At 62.4% G+C, this 17955-nt stretch carries 19 protein-coding genes and 1 pseudogene; 9 read left to right on the top strand and 11 right to left on the bottom strand.

Features of this window, described 5'->3' with window-relative positions:
• Positions 1 to 20 precede the first annotated feature (20 nt).
• The 5 genes from AC244_RS29775 to AC244_RS29795 all read right to left on the bottom strand — a co-directional run bounded on the left by AC244_RS29775 (position 21) and on the right by AC244_RS29795 (position 1536).
• Positions 21 to 251: a hypothetical protein gene (locus tag AC244_RS29775; RefSeq protein ID WP_053252435.1), complete on the bottom strand. Its 231-nt coding sequence runs from the start codon at positions 249 to 251 to the stop codon at positions 21 to 23.
• A gap of 42 nt (positions 252 to 293) precedes the next feature.
• Positions 294 to 527 (bottom strand): hypothetical protein, encoded by a 234-nt coding sequence (locus tag AC244_RS29780; RefSeq protein ID WP_063934170.1) that lies wholly within the window; start codon positions 525 to 527, stop codon positions 294 to 296.
• Positions 528 to 763: 236 nt separating this feature from the next.
• Entirely contained in the window at positions 764 to 979 is a 216-nt protein-coding gene (locus AC244_RS29785) for a hypothetical protein (RefSeq protein ID WP_053252437.1), read from the bottom strand.
• A gap of 14 nt (positions 980 to 993) precedes the next feature.
• Positions 994 to 1281 (bottom strand): hypothetical protein, encoded by a 288-nt coding sequence (locus AC244_RS29790; RefSeq protein ID WP_053252438.1) that lies wholly within the window; start codon positions 1279 to 1281, stop codon positions 994 to 996.
• A 69-nt stretch (positions 1282 to 1350) separates the two neighbouring features.
• Positions 1351 to 1536: a cold-shock protein gene (locus tag AC244_RS29795; RefSeq protein ID WP_053252439.1), complete on the bottom strand. Its 186-nt coding sequence runs from the start codon at positions 1534 to 1536 to the stop codon at positions 1351 to 1353.
• A 548-nt stretch (positions 1537 to 2084) separates the two neighbouring features.
• On the opposite strand from AC244_RS29795, the gene AC244_RS29800 reads away from it, so the two are divergent.
• From AC244_RS29800 to AC244_RS29815, 4 genes are all read left to right on the top strand, one after another.
• The gene (locus AC244_RS29800; protein WP_414735965.1) at positions 2085 to 3014 is read left to right on the top strand and encodes a glycine betaine ABC transporter substrate-binding protein; all 930 of its coding nucleotides are present in this window, start codon (positions 2085 to 2087) and stop codon (positions 3012 to 3014) included.
• Positions 3015 to 3091: 77 nt separating this feature from the next.
• On the top strand, positions 3092 to 3721 hold the full coding sequence (locus AC244_RS29805) for a L,D-transpeptidase (protein ID WP_234717069.1): 630 nt from the start codon (positions 3092 to 3094) through the stop codon (positions 3719 to 3721).
• A gap of 128 nt (positions 3722 to 3849) precedes the next feature.
• The gene (locus AC244_RS29810; RefSeq protein ID WP_234717070.1) at positions 3850 to 4155 is read left to right on the top strand and encodes a hypothetical protein; all 306 of its coding nucleotides are present in this window, start codon (positions 3850 to 3852) and stop codon (positions 4153 to 4155) included.
• Between the two features lie 101 nt (positions 4156 to 4256).
• Entirely contained in the window at positions 4257 to 4655 is a 399-nt protein-coding gene (locus AC244_RS29815) for a hypothetical protein (protein ID WP_053252441.1), read from the top strand.
• 21 nt (positions 4656 to 4676) lie between these two features.
• On the opposite strand, the gene AC244_RS29820 is transcribed toward AC244_RS29815, so the two are convergent.
• Entirely contained in the window at positions 4677 to 6215 is a 1539-nt protein-coding gene (locus AC244_RS29820) for an arylsulfatase B (protein ID WP_082367269.1), read from the bottom strand.
• Between the two features lie 567 nt (positions 6216 to 6782).
• On the bottom strand, positions 6783 to 7391 hold the full coding sequence (locus AC244_RS29825; protein WP_234717068.1) for a class I SAM-dependent DNA methyltransferase: 609 nt from the start codon (positions 7389 to 7391) through the stop codon (positions 6783 to 6785).
• A 295-nt stretch (positions 7392 to 7686) separates the two neighbouring features.
• On the opposite strand from AC244_RS29825, the pseudogene AC244_RS29830 reads away from it, so the two are divergent.
• A pseudogene (locus tag AC244_RS29830) lies at positions 7687 to 8078 on the top strand (VOC family protein).
• Positions 8079 to 8305: 227 nt separating this feature from the next.
• Here the strand turns inward: AC244_RS29830 and AC244_RS29835 are convergent.
• Entirely contained in the window at positions 8306 to 9934 is a 1629-nt protein-coding gene (locus tag AC244_RS29835) for an arylsulfatase (protein WP_053252442.1), read from the bottom strand.
• A 345-nt stretch (positions 9935 to 10279) separates the two neighbouring features.
• Here AC244_RS29835 and AC244_RS29840 point away from each other — a divergent pair, with 345 nt between their 5' ends.
• Together AC244_RS29840 and AC244_RS29845 are read left to right on the top strand one after the other, a co-directional pair.
• Complete coding sequence (locus AC244_RS29840; protein ID WP_053252443.1) at positions 10280 to 11509, top strand: PLP-dependent aminotransferase family protein; 1230 nt, start codon at positions 10280 to 10282, stop codon at positions 11507 to 11509.
• A gap of 287 nt (positions 11510 to 11796) precedes the next feature.
• Complete coding sequence (locus tag AC244_RS29845) at positions 11797 to 12564, top strand: siderophore-interacting protein (protein WP_053252444.1); 768 nt, start codon at positions 11797 to 11799, stop codon at positions 12562 to 12564.
• Between the two features lie 472 nt (positions 12565 to 13036).
• Here AC244_RS29845 and AC244_RS29850 read toward each other — a convergent pair whose 3' ends face one another.
• The 3 genes from AC244_RS29850 to AC244_RS29860 all read right to left on the bottom strand — a co-directional run bounded on the left by AC244_RS29850 (position 13037) and on the right by AC244_RS29860 (position 14643).
• Positions 13037 to 13405, bottom strand: coding sequence for a DUF4180 domain-containing protein (locus AC244_RS29850; RefSeq protein ID WP_053252445.1), 369 nt, complete (start codon positions 13403 to 13405; stop codon positions 13037 to 13039).
• A 101-nt stretch (positions 13406 to 13506) separates the two neighbouring features.
• Positions 13507 to 13683, bottom strand: coding sequence for a hypothetical protein (locus tag AC244_RS37305; RefSeq protein ID WP_161807917.1), 177 nt, complete (start codon positions 13681 to 13683; stop codon positions 13507 to 13509).
• Positions 13684 to 13830: 147 nt separating this feature from the next.
• Complete coding sequence (locus AC244_RS29860; protein WP_053252446.1) at positions 13831 to 14643, bottom strand: aminotransferase class IV family protein; 813 nt, start codon at positions 14641 to 14643, stop codon at positions 13831 to 13833.
• Between the two features lie 128 nt (positions 14644 to 14771).
• On the opposite strand from AC244_RS29860, the gene gcvA reads away from it, so the two are divergent.
• Together gcvA and AC244_RS29870 are read left to right on the top strand one after the other, a co-directional pair.
• Positions 14772 to 15722: a transcriptional regulator GcvA gene (gcvA, locus tag AC244_RS29865; protein ID WP_053252447.1), complete on the top strand. Its 951-nt coding sequence runs from the start codon at positions 14772 to 14774 to the stop codon at positions 15720 to 15722.
• A gap of 366 nt (positions 15723 to 16088) precedes the next feature.
• Positions 16089 to 17750 carry an arylsulfatase gene (locus AC244_RS29870; RefSeq protein ID WP_152976169.1) on the top strand — a complete coding sequence of 554 codons (1662 nt, stop codon included), beginning with the start codon at positions 16089 to 16091 and terminating at the stop codon, positions 17748 to 17750.
• Positions 17751 to 17955 lie beyond the last annotated feature (205 nt).

Raw genomic sequence — 17955 nt, forward strand, 5'->3', positions numbered from 1 at the left:
CCGCTGGGCGTGATTGGCGCTCATGGGTCTGCGATGTGGTGAAGGTAGAAGGAATGGGCTGCCGCCAGCAGGGATTTTTCCGTCGAAAGCGACCCGCTAAATGCCGCCATCAGAAATCGGGCGAGGTGTTCGGCTCGGGTCCCCTCTCGCGGGATGTCGTATTCGATGCAGATGGCCTCGAAGACGCGACGGAGCATGTCGATCTCCGCATCGGTCAGGACGGCAACCATTTCTGCGGAAATTCCGTGCATGTCTATTTTCCTCGGTGCCCATGTTGGCGAGCGGATTACCGCTCAATGCGTGTTCAGGATCGCCAGAGCCTTGTCTGCGTTGCGACGATTGAGGCCGGTCATGGTCCATGGCCCGATACGCGCCGGTGTGCCGGTGAAGACGTGATAGATCGTCCAGGATCCGTCCACTTCGACGCGTCGGCCGAACTGGTAGAGATCGCCGCTCTGACGCGGTGGGCCGCCTTGGGCCTGCCAGCCCAGGAGCGTGTGTTTTTGCTGTTCGTGGCTCATGTTCATGTCAAATCCTGCTTGTTGCGGGTCATAAAAGGCGATGTCGCTCCAATGTCTCGCGGCCGCGCCGCAATTTGACGGCGCGCACGTTCGCGCCTTTCTGTTCGCCGTCCGACATGGATTTCGACTTTCGGGTAGATGTCTTTCGAGTGACCGGCTTGCTGGTGGGGGCCATTGCCGGCGCGCCCCTCCATTGGAGCAGTTGCTTCAGTTTTCCGTAATAGGTCATGGTGGTTCCTTTGTTAGTGACGGGGCATGCCCCACTCGATCGGCTCCAGGTTTTCCTCTTTGCTGACGCGGTCCTGACCAAGCTCGTCGTTGCGAATTCGGTACTGCGGCTGGCTGTCGCGGACCGGCATGATGGCGGTGATGCGGTAGGTTTCCGCGGCATTCGGCGAGATATGGCTGCGATGCCTCAGGCGGACCGATAATCCAACGGCGAAGCGATGTGCGGACATTGGTTCTTGACCTTTTAGGGTTGGAGTGCCCGGGTGGGAGCATGCTTGGCGTGGTCGATCGCGATGATGCGATCGAGCTCTTCCGGTGCGATCGCGACCAGGCGCATGCGTTGGCCATTGTCCGCGGTCGCCGGCACCTTGATGAACGTGGCGACGCGGTGATAGGCGAGCCACGAAATGCCTTCGATCAGTTCTTCGTCATCATCCACCTCATAGTCGCCGGCCGCGAGCAGTCCTTCGATATCGGGCAGCCGGAAGGGTTCGCTGAAGTGGATCGTGCGGTGCTTGGTTCTGCTGAACATGACGTCTCCTTCCGACGCCGGCATTTGCTCGGCGTTGCGGCCATGACAATCGGTTCGTTGTCGACTGCGTCAGAGCCGCAGGTTGCGGGCGGCGATGCGCCCTTTTTCGTCTTTCCAAATCTCGAAGCGGAAAGTCTGGCCCGGAAAGATCGATTTGATGCCAGATCTATAGAGCGCCCGCGCATCGACATAGACTGCGCGGCTGCCGTCTTCCGGCTTAACAAAGCCGTAACCACGGTTGAAGTCGAAACGCATGATCGTTCCTGTGATCATGTCAGCACACGGCGTTGGAGCAATGCCGAGCGTGCGCGGCGCGCACACTTCAGCACTCGAAAATGGGGAAAATGGCGGGTCGAGAGCCTCTGACGCCGCGAAAAGCCAAGCTGGCCAATGTCGATGAAACACTGTGAGCTTTAATTGCGCCTAATGCAAGGTCGCCACGAATTCGGCCAAAGGTTCATGGATTCGATCGGCGCCAGCCGCAGCGCGATAGCCGATACGCCAGACCCTGCCGGTCTGAGGACAACCGCCGGCTGGTCGAAATAATCACAGCCGTTTCAACGTCCGGTGTAACCGGGCGTTGACGGATGTCGATCCTGTAGGCATCCTGCCGGCCAAAGAAGACAAGGCGGCGAAAAACGTCGCCGGGGCCGCGAGACGGCCCGACCACGGAACAGTTGCATTCGATAGGGCGCGGGCATCGCCCGCCGCTCAAGCTGGTTTTCATACGCATTCGCAAGTCATTCAGGTCGATCGGTCAAAGCTGTTCGGAGGGGACTGTGAAGAGACGTCTAGAGTTCTGCATGTCCGCCTGCCTGGTGCTTGCGCTCGGTTCTGCAGCTCCTGTTGCGGCGGCCGATCTGGTGATCGCCATGCCCAATTGGCCGTCCGGCCAGGCGACGGCAAATATCCTCAAGGTCAGCATCGCCAAGAAATTCGGGCTGGATGCCGAGGTGAAGGAACTCGGCACGCTCAACGCCTTCGTCGGCTTCGAGACCGGCGAGGTCGATATCCAGCCGGAAGTCTGGCAGCCCAATTTCGGCGACATCGTCAAGAAATACGTGACCGATAAGGGTGTGGCGACCCTGAGCGCGCGCAGCGTGCCGGCCTGGCAGGGGCTCTGCGCCACGCCGGAGGCGGCAGCGACGATCAAGACGATCGCCGATCTCAGCGACCCCGAGAAGACCAGGATCCTCGACACCGACGGCGACGGCAAGGGTGAGCTGTGGATTGGCGCGCCGACCTGGCTCTCGACCGGCATCGAGCGCACCCGGGCCAACAGCTACGGCTATGGCGCCAACCTGACGCTGTTCGAGGCGGAGGAAGAGGTGGCGATGGCAGGTGTCGACGCAGCGATCGCGACGGCGCGGCCGATGGTGTTTTATTGCTACGCGCCGCACCACGTCTTCGAGCTGCACGAGATCGCCCGCATCGAGGAGCCGCCGCACGATCCGGCCAAGTGGAAGATCGTCGGCGCGGATGACCCCCTGTGGATAGCCAAGTCGACGGCTGCGACCTCCTGGGACGCAGCGCATTTCCAGATCGCCTATGCCACCGGCTTCGGCAAGAAACATCCAGATATCGCCAAGTTCCTCGATCAGGTCGACTTCTCGCCGGAAGAAGTGACGAAGATGAGCTACGCGCTGGAGGTCGAGCGGCAGGCGCCGGCCGACTATGCGAAGAAGTGGGTGGACGACAACGCGGCACGCATCGACGGGTGGGCGAAACAATGACGACGACACCGGATCGAAACGCAGCCGATGCAGGAAGCTCCAGGTTCATCACCCGGGCGCGCAAGCTTGGGCTGGTGATGCTGGCCGCAGGCCTGTGCCTCGGGCCGCTGGCAGCACTGGCGCAGACCCAGATCTACGACGCCAAAACCAGGAAATGGGTCAATTACGACAAGAAGAAAGCGCGGCAGTACTATGCCCGCAACAACCAGCTGCCGGAGGCCTTTCGCCGGCAGGTGGTGACGTTCCGCACGGCAGAAAAGCCGGGCACGATCATCATCGACGGCAACCAGCACTTTCTCTATCTGGTCCAGCCCGGCGGGCAGGCGATCCGCTACGGCATCGGCGTCGGGCGCGAGGGGTTCGGCTGGGCCGGCATCGTGCGCGTCGGGCGCATGGCGGAGTGGCCGACCTGGACGCCGCCGGCCGAAATGGTGGCGCGTGATCCCAATGCGGCGAAATGGGCAGCCGGCATGCCCGGTGGCCCGGACAATCCGCTCGGCGCCCGCGCGCTCTATCTCTATGAGGGCGACGCCGACACGATCTACCGCATCCACGGGACGGTGGAGCCCTGGACCATCGGGCTCGACGTCTCGTCCGGCTGCATCCGCATGAACAATGACGACGTCACCGACCTGCATTCTCGGGTCGAGGTCGGGGCCAAGGTGATCGTGCTGATGCAGGGGGCGGCGCTTTACAAGGGTGTTTGAGCGCGCCTTCCTTGCGGGCTTGGAGATCATTTCGAGTGGCTGCCGAGAGGCAAGTGTGGCCGGTGGATTGCAGAAGACCAGTGACCAACAAAAGATCCGAAGGGGGAGGAAACGTGGTGATCGAAGGGATGTTGCGTTCGAAAGGCTTTGTTCTGGCGGCAGCGGCGCTCACCGTGATCGGCGGCTGCCAGTCGCAACCGAAGCCGGAGGAGATGGCGCGCACCAGCCTGCAGACTGCGCCGGCCGACCTGCAACTGATCTGCGCCAATGCCGCCGCCGGCACCGCCAAGGTCGACAGCAGCAAGGTGCTGCCGACCAGTTCGCGGCAACTGGACGCGACCTCCTATAGCGTCGACCTCGACGCCGGCGGCCGCAAGTTCAACTGCGTCGTCGATGCCAGCGGCAGCGTGAAATCGGTCCAGCCGGCCGCCTGACCGGCACTGCAAGACCTTCGCCAACGGGAAGGCATGACCGCGGGGGGCGATGCAACATCCCCTGCGATGGGACGTTTTTACCTCGGAAACGAGTGGCAATCATGATGAAGCAACGCCTCACCATCCTGAACTTGTATGAGTTGAAAGCTCCGCCCGATCACTTTGCGCGCGCGATCGACGCACTGGCGAGGAGGGTCGAAGCCGAAGGCGATCCTGGCGTCCTTTCCTACAGGTTTTTCGTGAACGCGTCGGAGGGGACAGCACGCGGGGTGATCGACTACAGCAACCCCGCTGCCTGGATCGGTCATCACGACATTGCCATGGGCTGGCCTGAAATGTCCGCGTTGCACGACGTTGCCGCCCTTTCGGAAGTCGTCTTCCTTGGCGCCATGACAAGCGAAATCCAGGCCTGGATCGACAATTCCTCGCTGAGTGCCCGGATACGGTGCGGCTACGCATTCGCGGGCGGATTCCAACGGCCGGGGCGATCAATGGTATGAATAGTCCGGCAATCTGCAGGTTCAGTCACCGAGGTTGAATAGCGTCGAGGGATCGGCGACCATCGGCGGCGCAAAAAAGGTCAGCCGTACCGCCTCCATGAGCAGCAGAGGCGGCGTCATTTCTTCGGCAAGTCGCGTGATCCAATCCTGGAGGTCGCGCACTTTGTCGCCGTTCGCGGCGGCAAGGTTGTTGGTCTCCGAAGGATCGGCAGCAAGGTCGAACAGCTCCAGCCTGGACGGCAGGGACGCCTTCCAGACGAGTTTCCAATTGTCCCTGCGTACCGCGCCCGCCAGCGGATCGACGTTATAGACGAGTTCCTTGCGCGGCGACGGTTGGCCCTCGCTGAGCGCCGGCCACAGGTTCATGCCGTCGAGGGGCTTGTTCTTGCCAAGCGCGGCGCCGGCGATGGCAGCGAGCGTCGGGTACATGTCGATGACATGGACCATGCCGTTGACCGTGCCCGGCTTGATCCTCTCTGGCCAGTTGGCCAAGGCGACGACGCGAGTGCCGCCTTCGTAGAGTGTGCCCTTGCCGTCGCGATAGGGGCCGTTGTTCGCGGGCAACCCGCCGCTGATCTTGGAATCGCCGGCAAAGAGCGAGCTTCTGACGCCGCCATTGTCGCTGTGGAAGACGATCAGCGTGTTGTCGCGCATGCCGCGCTTTTCCAGCGCTGCCACAACCTTGCCGATGCCATCGTCGAGCACGGAGATCATCGCCGCATAGGCACGGCGGTTTTCGTCGGCTATGTGCTTGTAGCGGTCGAGATACTCCTCCGGCGCCTGGAACGGCGTGTGCGGGGCGGTGAAGGCGAGGTAGAGGAACAGGGGAGCAGCGGGATCGTGCCGTTCGACGACCCGCACCGCCTCCTCGCCGATGAGGCTGTTGTCGAAGCCGGTTTCCTCGAGCGGCGCGTTGTCGCGGTACCAGTCCTTCACACCGTGCGAGGAATGCTTGAAGTGGTCGATCTCACCGACCAACGCACCGTAAAAGGTGTCGAAGCCGCGCTGCTTCGGCCAGTATTCCACCTTGGCATGGCCGAGATGCCACTTGCCGACGAGCGCGGTCTTGTAGCCGGCATCCTTCATGACCTGAGGCAGCAAATACTCGTCGAGCGGCAACCCATAGGAACCGGGCGATGGTATCACGCCGGTCTGCAGGCCATAGCGCAAGGGGTAGCGGCCGGTGAGAAAGGCGGCGCGCGTCGGCGTGCACATGGGTTGGGTGTAGAATTCTTCGAACCGTGCGCCTGTCTCGGCGAGCTTGTCGAGGTTGGGCGTCTTGATGTCCGAGCCGTGGAAACCGACATCGGCCCAGCCGAGGTCATCGGCGATGACGTAAACGATGTTCGGCGGCGTCACGCCATTCGCGAAGGCCTGGCCGGGGCCGGAGAGGGAGGCAAGGCTTGCCGGCACGGCCGCGGCAACGGCGATCGCTGCGCCGCTCAACAGCGTCTCGCGTCGCGTCAGGCCTTTCCTGGTCGTGTGAGCGTCCGTCGTGCCGGACGAGGCGGCGCCACACGCAGCCGCGGCACCGGCGTGCCGCTTATCGGATCGAGACATTGACAGCCCCCGTTATTCTCCCGGCAGGGCGCCGGGTATTTATTAGGTATTTGTAATATCTACATCTTCCAGTAGCGCCGTCAATCGACGTTGCTGTGAATCCCGGAAGGAGGTCCCCGGCTGGCCCTATGAAAATCAGTTGATTGCGACGCAATCGCCCAGCCGATCCACCGGGTGCGGCCGGTTTCGCCAGAAAGCGCTTTGCGCATGCCGTCGGCGAAACGGCATTGTGCGCCGCCAAATAGAAATGCTGCAATGCAAGAATTGTGTCGTGTATCGTTCTCTGTGTGAATCTTTCAATTCATGTCGTTTTGTGCTCTCATAGGTTTAGTGGGAAGGAGGATGTATCATGCCAAACATTCTGGAGCACTTTGCACTTTTCGACGCCTTGATCATCGGCGCGATCTTCACGCTCTTGATCCTGAGTTACTTCAGCCGCGAGGCCTGAGACAAAGCTTCTGCTTGTATCGACCACATGGATGGGCAGCCGGCCTTGTGGCTTGGATCCGGTTCGCTTCGGCCGCCCGTTTCGTGTCCGCTGGTCGGCGCAAACTGAAGTGACCCCATTCAAGGAATTGCGCGGTCAGCCGTCGCCGTCACATGCAGCCAGCGGGTCGGCTGGTTGTCGTAGCCGCCGCCATCTGCTTCTTCGATCAGGATATTCGACCATCCCGCCCCTTCAAAGCAGGTCCGAAGCCAGGTCGCCGAGGGATAGTTGAAGTAGCGGCCGAAGCGGTCGTGGCCTTCCTTCTCGCCCGCCTTGAAGCTCGCCTGCAGCAGGCCGCCCGGCCGCAAGGCCCTATGGACGCGCACCAGCACATCGGGCAATTCGGTCCGCGGCACGTGCAGCAGCGAGGCCTCCGCCCAGACGGCGTCGAACCTCTGGTTCCACTCGATTTCCTGGAAGGTGACGACCTCGACCTTGCGGCCGATCCGCTGTTCCGCCGCCCGCGCCAGTTCCCGGGATCCGTCGCAGGGTGTGACGTCAAGCCCGCCCTCGATCAGATGCAGGCTGTCGTGGCCGCCGCCGCAGCCGAGATCGAGCACGGCGGCACCGGGCGAGAGCCGAGCGACGAAGGCGCTGAGGCGATCCGTCGGCGGCTTACGGTCGCGCGCCGCATAGGTCTCGGCGTTGTCGCGATAGAATGCCAGGGTGTCGTTGCTGGTTGTCGTCACTACGATATTCCTTCTGCGCGGCCACATCATTCTAGCCGCGCGCCTGACATGCGGTAGCGTGATTGCGCCAATATTGCGCATATGCGCTGGCTTTGACGAATAATCGGGTGTTGCTGGCGCCAGTTTGTTTTCTGCCTGACGTTGCAGCATCGTTCGGCGCAACGGCGGCGCTGGGATGCCATTGTTCAGGCGACGGCTAAGGTGCATGATGAAGCGTCGCATTCATCTGCCGCGCAGCTCAAGCCTTAATTGGACGATTTTCGACCGCCATCGTGAGCGTCACGAAAGGAATTCAATGCGCTTTATCAATCCGATACCGTTCGTGCGGGACATCGATCGCTCGAAAGAATTTACCAGGAGAGGCTCGGTCTGAAGATCCTCAAGGATTTCGGAAACTTCGTGCTTTTCGAGACTGGCTTTGCAATCCATGAGGGACGCTCGCTCGAGCAGACGATCTGGCGGCAAGTCTCGGCCGGCGAGGAGCCCTATGGGCGAAGAAACGTGCTGTTGTATTTCGAACATGAAGATATCGATCTGGCCTTCGAAAACATCGCGCCGCATGTGGAGCTGATTCATCCCTTGGAGAGGCAGGCATGGGGGCAGCGTGTGTTCCGCTTCTATGACCCGGACGAACACGCAATAGAGATCGGTGAACCACAAAACCTGAGCCTGCCGGGCAATTCGTGAGTTGCTGATTTCCAAGTAGTCGCAAGGCTCGCTCAGGGCGTTCGTCCATCTTTGTCGCACATGTCTAATGCAAAAGACCGGTTGTCGCCGCGGGCTTTTGCGCCGGCTTGGCGGCCAGGCGGAGGGCTCCTGCGCCAAAGCATGCCCAACGCTCGTGCCCAACGGGCATCCGTCCGCCGCCGGGAGCCGGCAGCGGACACGCATGGCTCGGACCTGAAGCGGCCGGGCTACTTGCTGCCGGAACCGGACAGCTTGTCCATGACCTCGTCGAGGTTGAAGCTCGCCGGCTTCTGGCGGATCGGGAAGTCGCTGAAGCTTTCCAGCCATTTCGCCACGATCGCCTGCGACGGCACGACCACGAAGGCGCGGTTGAAGAACCAGGATTCGTACTCGATCGACTCATCGCCGCGCTCGAATGGATCGGCCCTCAGGTTGAACAGTTTTGGCGTGCGCAAGCTGGTGAACTGGTCACGCCAGACGCCGATGCCGATGCTTTCCTGCGCCTTGAACACGACCTTCCAATCCTGGAAGCGGACGGAGACCAGTTCGCCGTCGTCGTTCCAATAGAGGAACTCGCGACGCGGAGCGTCCTTCACCTCGCCCTTGAAATAGGGGATGAGATTGTAGCCATCGAGATGCACCTTGAAGGTCTTGGTGCCGGCCTGATAGCCCGCCTTGCATTTCTCGACGATGTCCGGTTCGCCGGCTGCCGCGCAGAGGGTCGGGATGAAGTCGTAGTGCGAGGCGATGTCGTTATAGATCGTGTTCGGCTTGATCACGCCCGGCCAGCGGATGCAGGTCGGCACGCGGTAGCCACCTTCCCAGTTGGTCGCCTTCTCGCCTCGGAACGGCGTGTTGCCGCCATCCGGCCAGGTCATCACCTCGGCGCCGTTGTCGGTGGTGTAGACGACGATGGTGTTTTCGACGAGGCCGAGGTCGTCGAGCTTCTTCAGGAGCTGGCCGACCATGCCGTCATGCTCGACCATGCCATCGGAATAGATGCCCTTGCCGGTCTTGCCTTCGGATTCAGGCTTGAGGTGGGTGTTGACGTGCATGCGGGTGGAATTGAAGTAGCAGAACCAGGGCTTCTGGGCGTTGTGCTGGCGGTCGATGAATTCGAGGGCTGCGGCCAGGAATTCCTCGTCGACCGTTTCCATGCGCTTTTTGGTCAGCGCGCCGGTGTCTTCGATCCGGCCATCCGCATAGGAATGGATGACGCCGCGCGGACCGAAGCGTTTGCGAAACTCCGGGCTCTTCGGATAGTCCGGGTTCTCAGGCTCCTCTTCGGCGTTGAGGTGATAGAGATTGCCGAAGAACTCGTCGAAACCGTGGTTGGTGGGCAGGAACTCGTCCTTGTCGCCCAGGTGGTTCTTACCGAACTGGCCGGTGGCGTAGCCGAGCGCCTTGAGGAATTCGGCAATCGTCGGATCCTCCGGCTGCAGGCCGAGATCGGCGCCGGGCAGGCCGACCTTGGTGAGGCCGGTGCGGATCGGCGACTGGCCGGTGATGAAGGCGGCGCGGCCGGCGGTGCAGCTCTGCTCGCCATACCAGTCGGTGAACATCGCGCCCTCGTTGCCGATGCGGTCGATATTGGGCGTGCGGTAGCCCATCATGCCGCGGTGGTAGATGCTCGGATTGAACCAGCCGATATCGTCGCCCATGATCATGAGGATGTTCGGCTTGCCGCCGCCTGCGGTCGGCTGGGCGGATTGCTGCGCGCTTGCCGGCGTCGCTCCGCCCGAGGTGGTCAGCGCCGCTGCTGCGAGCGCGCTGCCGGCAAGCAGAAGATCGCGCCGGCTGACGCCCGATGGATGTTCGTTGTTTGATTGATCGTCGTTTTCCGGATGCGGACTCATGGCGTGTTTCTCCCTATCGTTGAAGGATCGAGAATGCGGCCTGTGATGTGCAATCGATGGAAGGCGCAACTCTGCGCCCTGTTCTGGCGGCGGACAAGCCTGTAACAGTTACGTCATGCCTTCGGCCCGGGCACTTTTGTTAGGATGTGATCGGCCGCCTCATGGCTGACGTTGCGTTGATTGCGTGACGTTGGGTGAAGCATCGCGAGGGCAGAAAATGGCGCGATTTAGGTCAATAACATTGACATAAATTAGCCGCCGTGATCCTGTCGAAGGACAAACGAGAATGCGGGACCAAGCCTGGAGGCGCTGCCCCGCTCCAATAATCCTTGAGGAAACGACCCAATGCTGGACTGGGACCACATATTTGCGACGCGCTCTAGCCGGATGCGCGCCTCGGAAATCCGCGAACTGTTGAAACTGCTCGACCGCCCCGACATCATCTCGTTTGCCGGCGGCATTCCCGATCCCGAGCTGTTTCCGGATGTGGAGTTTAGGGATGCCTATGCGGAGATCTTCTCCGGTCCGGCCGTAAGCGCTGCGCTTCAGTATTCGGTCAGCGAAGGCTACAAGCCGCTGCGCGAATGGCTCGCCAAGCAGATGGAGGCGCTCGGCATTCCTGCCACCGTCGACAACATCTTCATCACCTCCGGTTCGCAGCAGGGCCTCGATTATATCGGTAAGCTGTTCCTGTCGCCTGATGACACGGCGCTTGTCACCTGGCCGACCTATCTTGGCGCGCTGCAGGCCTTCAACGCCTATGAGCCGAACTACGACCAGCTGAACCCCGGCGGCAACCGCACGCCGGCGGCCTATGCCGAGGCAGCCAAAGCCGCTGGCGGCCGCGTCAAGTTTGCCTATCTCTCGGCCGACTTCTCCAACCCGACGGGCGAGACGGTGGACCGGGCAGGGCGCGAACGCGTACTCGACCTTGCCGAAGAACTCGACATCGCCGTCATCGAAGATGCGGCCTACCAGTCGCTGCGCTATGACGGCGAGGCGATCCCGCCGATCCTGGCGCTGGAAATCGCGCGCAAGGGCGACATCAACAACACCCGCACCGTCTATTGCGGTTCGTTCTCCAAGACGCTGGCGCCGGGCCTGCGCGTCGGCTGGGTCTGCGCCTCGGAAACGGTGATCCGCAAGCTCGTGCTCCTGAAGCAGGCGGCCGACCTGCATTCCTCGACGATCAACCAGATGGCCATTTGCACCGTTGCCGAGCGCGGCTTCGAGGCGCAGGTCGCCAAGATCCACAAGGTCTACAAGCACCGCCGCAACGCCATGCTGGCGGCGCTCGAGAAATACATGCCTGATGGCGTGACCTGGACCAAGCCCGAAGGCGGCATGTTCGTCTGGGTGACGCTGCCGAAGGGCATGGACGGTGCGGCCCTTCTGGCGAAGTCTCTGGAAACGGCCAAGGTCGCCTTCGTGCCCGGCCGTGCCTTCTTTGCCGACGGCTCGGGGGAAAACACGCTGCGCGTCTCGTTCTCCTGCGCCAACGACAAGATGATCGAAGAGGGCATCCGCCGTCTCGGCGATCTCGTGCGCGGCGAAGCGGCGGCACTGGCAGCCTGATCGCGACCATCCGGTTTGCATCAAAAGGCGCGCCCGCGGAAACGGGCGCGCCTTTTTCGTTTTGCGGGCCGATGGCGGTGTTGTGCCTCGGTAGCAGCAGCCCCGGTGCGCTTTCGCAACGCATTGCACCAGCACGACATGTCGGCTACAACCGGCGAAATGGCCGGGCGCTGTCCGGCCACGTAAGCGTTAACGTCACTCAACGCGTATGATCGAACGGCTCTCAGGCCTCGATCTGCGCGACTGTGTCCTGCGGATCGAGATTTACGAGCCCTCAAAGGACACAGATGGATACTCAATCCTCTCCCGATAACCCGAACGCCCCCAGGATCGAGCGCGTGCGCCACGATCTCAGGCGACGCGCGCTGACCGTTACCGACGTCGAGCGCATCACGCCCGGCATGTTGCGCATCACGCTCTCCGGCGACGACCTTGCCGATTTCGTCAGCCTTGCGCCCGACGATCACGTCAAGATCCTGGTGCCGGCAGCCGACGGCACGGAGGAGCGTCGGGACTATACGCCGCGCCGCTACGATGCCGCCGCCCGCTCGCTCGTGCTTGATTTCGCGCTGCACGAGGCGGGGCCGATCACCCAATGGGCGATGAACGCCCGCCCCGGCGATACCTTGAACGTCGGCGGTCCGCGCGGGTCGGCCGTCGTTTCCAACGTCGAGCGCTGGCTGCTGATCGGTGACGAGACGGCGCTGCCGGCGATCGGCCGACGGATCGAGGAGGCGTCCGGCGGCACGCGCATCACCAGCATCGCCGCCGTCGCCGACCCCGCCGAGCAACAGGCGTTCGAGACGAAGGCCGAGCTGACATGCCACTGGGCCTATCGCCCCTTGCATGAGGCGGCAGACGCTTCGGCGCTTCTCGCCATCCTGCGCTCGGTCATCATCGAACCCAACACCTTCGTCTGGGTCGCGGCCGAAGCATCGGTGACGCGAGCGATCCGGGCTCACCTCACCGAGGAACGGGGCTATCCGCTCCAGTGGATCAAGGCTTCGGGATACTGGGTGAAGGGCAAGGCTGATAGTACGGAGAAGTTCGACTAGCGACGTGTTACCGAATGGCTGCTGGTGCGTTCCGCAAGGCGCGCCACGGCCGTTGCCGGTGGCGAGAGCCGTGATCCATCCGGCCGGAGCAGGGACGTTGCCGCGCCACAGCGCAGCCTCGGCGTGTCCTCGGCCATGGTGCGGAAACGTCGCCGACGCGACGGGCCGGCCGTCCTTGAAGGGGGGGACGGTGCCAGGACAATCCGCGGTCGGGCGTGGCCGAGCTTCGGTCCTGCACCCCCCCAAAAAATGACCGGAGAGAAAATCACCCCCGACGCTCCGCCGCCTGTTTCGAGATCGGGCGGCGACGCGGCCCTGAAGCTGAAGCCGGATGATGCGCAGGCCAAGGCGACGCGGGAGACGCTCCGCCTGCAAAAAGGGCCAGTGGTGGGATGGGTCGCTCGAAGGGGCGGTGCCTTGGTTGGTGAGGTCTCCGGGCCTGTAGGTCGGCGTTTCGCCGGCGGGCGTGCGATCACGCTGCGCCGGTGAGCTTGAGGCGAAGCGCGTCGAAGTCCGCCACGAACCAGATCGAACTGCCCTTGTTGGTCTCGCGCACGAAATCGCGCAGCGCCTTGCTGGCCTCGAGCGCATCCGAGATATCGCCGACGATGGCGCATTTCATGCGGTAGTTGACGAACTTCTGGAAAACCTCGCCGGCGACGCGTGTGCTGAGGTTCAAAAAATCCGGGCCGAGGCGCGCGACCGGGATCGCCAGCAGGTCGGCCTCATGGCCCCACGCATCGCCGAGAAAATCGTTGGCGTCTGCCGGCGCCCGAAGCGCGATGCCTTCGTCAGCACATTTGAGAACGCGGGTGTTGCCGATTTCGATGAGCTGGTCCATGGCCTTGGGATAACGCAGGAAAATCCGGCATGCAACCCGGTGGTGTGGTGGACCGCCTCCACGCTGGTGCGGGGGGCTGGACCATTCGTTGTTGTGAATGTCTAATCGATTGGAAGTTTGCTCGCGATCGCTTCGAACTCCTTGGCCGTAAATCCGGTCAGCGTGGGCATCTCCCAGTCGAAGAACCGCTTGTCTGCAACCGCCTGGTATATCAAACGCCGCACGCCCGTCAGTTCCTGTGCGCTCAAGTCCGTTCGTGGCAGGATCGCCGAGATCACGTCGTGGATCTTTTTTGCTGCAGGTCGCAGATGACGATCTCGCCGTCTTCTTCCAAACGCTGCAGGGTGTTGACGAGACGTTCCAGCAAGACCAGATCTTCCACGCGATTGGCTCTTTCGAAATCATTCGAGGGTGCTCGCGACCACTTATGGTGAGACGAGCGGTTCCGTTTCATATGCCCGATGGAGCAGGGCCAGGAAAGCCTGGGGGTCACGCAATGGGGTCGCGTCGATCCGGCTGATGGCGATGCCCGGCGTCCACGAGTTCATCACCACGCCGGCGAGGCCGGCGAGGTCGGCGGGCCTGATTTCCTGTGTGCGCTCAGCGATGCCGAGCCGTGCCAACTGCCGCCGAATGATGCCCATGGTGGTACCGGCCAGCATCTCCGCCTCGGGCCAGACGACGGCATTTCCGTCCCAGAAGGCGAGGTTCCAGATCGAGGCTTCGCTGAGCCTGCCCTGACGGTCGACGAAGGCGGCATCGTCAAAGCCCCGGGCCACCGCCTGACGCAGGAAGTAGGTCTTGCCGACCTCGCCGACATGCTTGACGGTTGGCAGCGTGCGCTCGTGCTCGACGGTTAAGAGCGCCAACGGACCCTTCGGGCCTGATGCGGCCGGGCCGGTGCGGATGAGCATGTCGAGCCCGACATCCGGGCCGGCGACGGCGAATTCTCCCGCCGGCGAATAGACGGTCGCCATCAGCGAGTGGTCGGCCGGAGAGGCGGCAAGCGCTGTGCGCAGATGAGTGCGCAGTTGGTCGTCGGGCAGGGCCTTGCCGAACATTTCGATCGAGGCATAACGCAGGCGGGCGAGATGCAGGTCGAGGCCGCGCACCTTGCTGGCGCGAACCTGCATGGCAGTGAAATGGGCGTAGCCGGCAAAGGCGAGCGGCGAAAGCTCGTCGGCGCTTGCGGCCAGACCGTTGCGTTGTACGAGTGAAGAGGTTGGGCCGGCAGACATCGTTTCGCTCCAGGATGCGGTTTGCGACGGGGCAGGTGCCTCCGTCTCTGATTGTCATCATGACCGATTGATCGCTCATTGAAAAACAAGTAGTTCTCGATAGATCGTTAAATGGAGCTTGAAGATCCATGGGCCGGATGCTGCCGGGAACCCGCGCGCTGAGGACATTCGAAGCCGCCGGCCGCCATCTGAATTTCACCCGTGCGGCCGACGAGGTGGGGCTGACTCCGGCGGCGGTCAGCTACCAGATCAAGGAAATCGAGGATCAGCTTGGCCTCGTGCTGTTCACCCGCACCAGCCGCAGCATCCAGTTGACGCCGGCCGGTGCGGTGGTGTTCGAGGCGGCCGTCCAGGCGCTGGAGATACTGCAGCGCGCAGTCGGCCGCGCCCGCAGAATGGCACGCGGCGCCCAGCAGCTTCGCGTGTCGCTCAGTCCGCGTTTTGCCACCAACTGGCTGCTGCCGCGGCTGTCGCAATTCCGCGCTGCCAACCCGACCATCGAGCTGACATTCGACATCAGCGACGAGGTCAGGGATTTCGACGCAGACGATGTCGATATCGCCATTCGCTTCGGCTCCGGCCTGTATGCGCAGACACGGTCGCAGCGCCTGTTCGAAGCGGTGATCGCACCGGTCTGCAGCCCAAAGCTGATTGCCGCCGCCGGCAAACCGAAGACGCCGCGCGATCTCATCGGCCACACGCTGTGTCATGTCGAGTGCACCACCGAAGGCATGCTCTGGCCGAACTGGCGGATGTGGATGGCGGCTGCCGGCATCGACGATTTCGACGACAGCCGATGCGTCGCCTTTACCGACACCAGCCATGTGGTGGAGGCCGTGATCGACGGCGGCGCGGTCGGCCTTGTCGATCTCGCGATGATCCGCAACGAGCTGTCGGAGGGACGGCTGGTGCAGCTGTTCGACATCGGCGTCAGCGTCGCCGAAGACTATGCCTATCACCTCGTCTATCCCGAAGGCTCTGGCCAGGATCCGCGCGTGCAAGCCTTTTGCGACTGGATGTTGAGCGAGATGGTGCCGAGAGAGCAAACGGTGGCGCTGGCGTCGCCGGCCTCCGCCTGAGTTCGATTTCGCCCGAAGAGCCGTCTCGCTCGTCCCGTAGCGAGGCACTGCGCAGTCGACGACGCTCCAGGACTGTCGGCGCGGCGCACATCGAACGCCGGCCGAGAGACCAACGCTATCGTGCTGTGCCGTTGCGACGCACCACGTTGCCGTCGATCAATCGCCGCTACGTAACTGTTACGTACTCCTGCTCTCCGTCTTTGGCGTGGTAGTTTTTCAGCCGTCATCGGTGGGCAGTCAGCCACGTCCAAAGCTCCGTGGCAAAGGCGGCTTTCGGCCGTCCCCGCAGCCGTTTCAAGAAGATTCGAAAATCCCAGTTTCAGTGCAATCGACGATCACAGTCCTCATGAACAGGAGACGATGAGCATGGTTCAGAATGTCGATAAGCCATCCAGCAACGAGAGCCACAATTCGCTTGACGTCGACCGTCGCAGCCTGCTCCTCGGCGGCACGATCTTCGCCGCCGCCACCATGGTGGGCTCGAGCGCGCCGCTTAACGCGGCAAAGGCCCAGCAACAACCTGCCGCCGGCAGTGGCAAGCCGCCGAACATCCTCGTCATCTTCGGCGATGATATCGGCATTCCGCAGATCAGCGCCTACACCATGGGCCTCATGGGTTACCGCACGCCCAATATCGACCGCATCGCGGCCGAGGGTGCGATCTTTACCGACTCCTACGGGCAGCAGAGCTGCACCGCCGGCCGTGCTTCGTTCATCCTGGGGCAGGAACCGTTCCGCACCGGGCTTCTGACCATCGGCATGCCAGGAGATCCGCATGGCATTCAGGACTGGATGCCGACGATTGCCGATGTCTTGAAGACGAAGGGTTACTCCACCGGCCAGTTCGGCAAGAACCATCTGGGCGACCACGACGAGCATCTGCCGACGAACCACGGCTTCGACGAATTCTTCGGCAATCTCTACCACCTCAATGCCGAGGAAGAGCCGGAGGGCTATTTCTATCCGAAGGACCCCGAGTTCAAGAAGAAGTACGGTCCGCGCGGTGTCATCCGCTCCTATGCCGACGGCAAGATCGAAGACACCGGCGCGCTCAACACCAAGCGCATGGAGACGGTGGGCGAGGAATTCCTCGCCGCGGCCAAGGATTTCATCGATCGCCAGCACAAGGCCGACAAGCCGTTCTTCGTCTGGTTCAACGCCACCCGCATGCACATCTTCACGCACCTGAAACCGGACTCGGTGGGCAAGACCGGCAAGGGCATCCATGCCGACGGCATGGCCGAACATGACGGACACGTCGGGCAGTTGCTTCAGCAACTCGACGATCTCGGCATCACCGAGAATACGATCGTGCTTTACACCACCGACAACGGTGCCGAGATCGCGCTTTGGCCTGATGGCGCGATGACGATGTTCCACGGCGAAAAGGGTACCACCTGGGAGGGTGGCTTCCGCATTCCGATGATGGTGCGCTGGCCGGGCGTGGTGAAGCCGGGGACGCAGATCAACGACCCTGTCACCTTGATGGATTGGCTGCCGACCTTTGCGACGGCCGCCGGCATCAACGACGTCAAGGGGCAGATGAAGGAGGGTTTCCAGGCCGGCACCAAGTCGTTCAAGGTCCATCTCGACGGCTTTGATCTGACAGACCTGCTCAAGGGAGAGGCGAAGGAGCCGCCGCGCGACTCGGTCTATTATTTCGACCAGGGCGGCAATCTCAATGCCATTCGCTGGAACGACTGGAAGCTGAGCTTTGCAACCGCCAGCCACGGCAACATCGCCACGGCGACGCGCGAAGTCCCGAACTGGGCGTTGATCACCAATCTGCGCATGGATCCCTATGAGCGGGGCCTGGAAGAAGGGGGAGGAGCACTCGACTTCTTCGCCCGCAACATGTGGCTGCTGGTGCCGATCCAGGGCAAGATCAAGGAGTTCTTCTCCGACTTCAACCAGTTCCCCTTCCAGATGGGCAGCACATTGAACGCCAGCGGCATCAACTACGGCCTGTTGCAGCAGCAGGCGGCGATGAAGCGGCTGAACGAGCTGGAAAGCCTGGCGCCGCGGTAAGGCGCGTCCCCATACGCCCCTTCGGGCGCGCATCAACGGCCGGCGCATCGCGCCGGCCTAAAGCGCGTCGCGATCTCCGCACCGTCGCTTCGCCGAGGCCGCTGCTGGCGCCGGTGATGACGACGACCTTGTCCTTACAGCGCCGCGCGTCAAACATGACGCGCAAAGGACGCTGCAACGCTTTAAACTCACTGCATAATTTCGC

Source organism: Ensifer adhaerens (assembly GCF_001270265.1).
Lineage (GTDB): Bacteria > Pseudomonadota > Alphaproteobacteria > Rhizobiales > Rhizobiaceae > Ensifer > Ensifer adhaerens_B.

Excerpts from the sequence above, each read along its gene's own strand:
- AC244_RS29850 (WP_053252445.1), bottom strand. The coding sequence starts at position 13,405 with ATGGACCAGCTCATCGAAATCGGCAACACCCGCGTTCTCAAATGTGCT.
- AC244_RS29775 (WP_053252435.1), bottom strand. The coding sequence starts at position 251 with ATGCACGGAATTTCCGCAGAAATGGTTGCCGTCCTGACCGATGCGGAG.
- AC244_RS29820 (WP_082367269.1), bottom strand. The coding sequence starts at position 6,215 with ATGTCTCGATCCGATAAGCGGCACGCCGGTGCCGCGGCTGCGTGTGGC.
- AC244_RS29795 (WP_053252439.1), bottom strand. The coding sequence starts at position 1,536 with ATGCGTTTCGACTTCAACCGTGGTTACGGCTTTGTTAAGCCGGAAGAC.
- AC244_RS29790 (WP_053252438.1), bottom strand. The coding sequence starts at position 1,281 with ATGTTCAGCAGAACCAAGCACCGCACGATCCACTTCAGCGAACCCTTC.
- AC244_RS29780 (WP_063934170.1), bottom strand. The coding sequence starts at position 527 with ATGAACATGAGCCACGAACAGCAAAAACACACGCTCCTGGGCTGGCAG.
- AC244_RS29810 (WP_234717070.1), top strand. The coding sequence starts at position 3,850 with ATGTTGCGTTCGAAAGGCTTTGTTCTGGCGGCAGCGGCGCTCACCGTG.
- AC244_RS29845 (WP_053252444.1), top strand. The coding sequence starts at position 11,797 with ATGGATACTCAATCCTCTCCCGATAACCCGAACGCCCCCAGGATCGAG.
- AC244_RS29835 (WP_053252442.1), bottom strand. The coding sequence starts at position 9,934 with ATGAGTCCGCATCCGGAAAACGACGATCAATCAAACAACGAACATCCA.
- AC244_RS29800 (WP_414735965.1), top strand. The coding sequence starts at position 2,085 with ATGTCCGCCTGCCTGGTGCTTGCGCTCGGTTCTGCAGCTCCTGTTGCG.
- AC244_RS29840 (WP_053252443.1), top strand. The coding sequence starts at position 10,280 with ATGCTGGACTGGGACCACATATTTGCGACGCGCTCTAGCCGGATGCGC.
- AC244_RS29870 (WP_152976169.1), top strand. The coding sequence starts at position 16,089 with ATGGTTCAGAATGTCGATAAGCCATCCAGCAACGAGAGCCACAATTCG.
- gcvA (WP_053252447.1), top strand. The coding sequence starts at position 14,772 with ATGGGCCGGATGCTGCCGGGAACCCGCGCGCTGAGGACATTCGAAGCC.
- AC244_RS29815 (WP_053252441.1), top strand. The coding sequence starts at position 4,257 with ATGATGAAGCAACGCCTCACCATCCTGAACTTGTATGAGTTGAAAGCT.
- AC244_RS29785 (WP_053252437.1), bottom strand. The coding sequence starts at position 979 with ATGTCCGCACATCGCTTCGCCGTTGGATTATCGGTCCGCCTGAGGCAT.
- AC244_RS29805 (WP_234717069.1), top strand. The coding sequence starts at position 3,092 with ATGCTGGCCGCAGGCCTGTGCCTCGGGCCGCTGGCAGCACTGGCGCAG.
- AC244_RS29860 (WP_053252446.1), bottom strand. The coding sequence starts at position 14,643 with ATGTCTGCCGGCCCAACCTCTTCACTCGTACAACGCAACGGTCTGGCC.